Origin of the sequence: Dapis hubbardiae BLCC-M172 (assembly GCF_050016015.1) — a bacterium.
In the GTDB taxonomy this organism is placed as follows: Bacteria; Cyanobacteriota; Cyanobacteriia; order Cyanobacteriales; family Microcoleaceae; genus Trichodesmium.
In genome coordinates this window covers 63,577-65,756 of the sequence record NZ_JBNHEQ010000268.1, presented here as the reverse complement: position 1 = coordinate 65,756, position 2,180 = coordinate 63,577, and the positions used below count along the sequence as shown (strand labels likewise).

General features: G+C 35.3%; 1 protein-coding gene. It reads left to right on the top strand.

Annotated features, from left to right (window positions below; translation table 11 throughout):
* On the top strand, positions 1-2,180 hold a 2,180-nt coding region (locus ACP6PK_RS24905; RefSeq protein WP_426563587.1), incomplete at both ends, for an Eco57I restriction-modification methylase domain-containing protein.

Sequence of the window (2,180 nt, the reverse complement as noted above, 5' to 3'; positions counted from 1 at the left end):
TTGTTGGGGAAAAACACCCAAGATCGATGTGTTATCGAACCCAATACCCACCCTGTAACACAAGCTGCCAGCTTGTCAGGGAAAGACATCCAAGATGGATGTGTTACCGAACCCGACACCCATCCTGGGTGTGTTACAATGAGTCCGCGTTTCCTTCCCCATTGGCAACAAAACAAGGCAACATATTTTATCACATTTCGTTTAGCAGACTCTCTTCCTCAAGCAAAGCTTCAATTATTACAGCAAGAAAAAGAAGAATGGCAAAAACAACATCCTGAACCTTTATCAGAAGCAGAAAAAGCAGAATATAATCGTCTTTTTTCCCAAAAAGTTGATAAATGGTTAGATGCTGGTATAGGAAAATGTTATCTCAAAGACCCCCAACTAGCCAAAATTGTAGCTGATGCCTTGTCCTATTTTGACGGCGATCGCTATGATTTAAAAGAATGGGTAGTTATGCCTAATCATGTTCATGTTATTGTCACACCACTAGGCAATCATACATTATCAGAAATTACTCATTCTTGGAAGTCCTTCACTGCTAACAAAATTAACAAATCTCTTAACCGTCGTGGCCAATTATGGCAAAAAGAATCTTACGATCAAATTGTGCGATCGCCTCAACATTTAGAAAGAGTCCAAACATATATTGCCAATCATCCCGCCAATGTAGCACAAGCTTCCAGCTTGTATAAAAATGTTACCGTAACACGAGCTTCCAGCTTGCCAGAGAAAAACACCCAAGATGGGTGTCTTACCGAACCAAACACCCACTCTGTAACACAAGCTTCCAGCTTGTCTAAAATAAACAATCAAGATGATTGTGTTACTACATCAAACAATCAGGATGATTGTGTTACCCGTTTGCGTCATTTACTGTCATATAATGATAATTCCCATCAATTTAACGACTATGAATGTGACTATTTAATTAGTGTAATTGATAACCTAAAAATTATTGATATTGCTTGCGGTTCTGGTGCTTTTCCGATGGGAATTTTACAGAAATTGGTGTTTATTTTAGGAAAAATTGACCCTAATAATACTAAATGGAAACAGCAACAGAAAGAAAAAGCAATACAGCCTGTTTTAGAAGATATTCAGACAGCCAAAAAGATTAGTTATGAAGATGCAAGGGAAGAAGCGATACAAAAGTTACAGGAAAGGTTGGCAGAAATAGAAGATGAATTTGAGAATAATGAGATGGATTATTCCCGGAAGTTATTCTTAATTGAAAATTGTATTTTTGGGGTAGATATTCAACCCATAGCAGTACAAATTTCTAAGTTACGCTTTTTTATATCGTTAATTGTTGACCAAAAGGTTAATAACAATCAACCTAATCGTGGGATTTTACCTTTGCCAAACCTTGAGACTAAATTTGTGGCTGCTAATTCTTTAATTGGGATAGAAACTCAGTCTAGTTTAAGAAGTCAAGAGGTGATAGAAAAAGAGGAGGAGTTAAAGCAAGTTCGTCAACAACATTTTCAGGCAAGAACACCGAAAACAAAGAAAAAATGTCGAGAAAAAGATGAAAATTTAAGGCAAGAAATTAGTAAGTTATTACAGTCAACTGGTTTAGAAACAGCCATCGCTGATACTTTAGCAAGATGGAATCCTTATGATTTCAATAGTAGTTCTGATTTCTTTGATCCTAACTGGATGTTTGGAGTTGATTATTTTGATATTTGTATTGGTAATCCTCCTTATGTGAGACAAGAGAAAATTAAGGAACTCAAACCAATTTTAAAACAGCAATATAACTGTTATACAGGAGTTGCAGATTTATATGTCTATTTCTTTGAACAAGCAGTCAGACTTTTAAAAGAGAAAGGAGTTTTAACTTATATTACTTCTAATAAATATTTTCGTTCAGGATATGGTCAAAAACTACGAGATTTTTTAGTTAAAAAAACTCAATTAAAACAATTAATAGACTTTGGAGATGCACCTGTTTTTAAAGCTATAGCTTATCCCAGTATTATCATCACTGTAACACACGCTTCTAGCGTGTCAAAAGATAGTATAACATGCACTAGAAGTGTGTCAAATAAATCTGACAAGCAGGATGCTTGTGCTACTTTATCCAAATCAAACAATCAAGATGATTGTGCTACTGTAACACACTCTTCTAGAGTGTCAAATAAATCTAACAATCAAGATGATAGTGCTACTGTAAC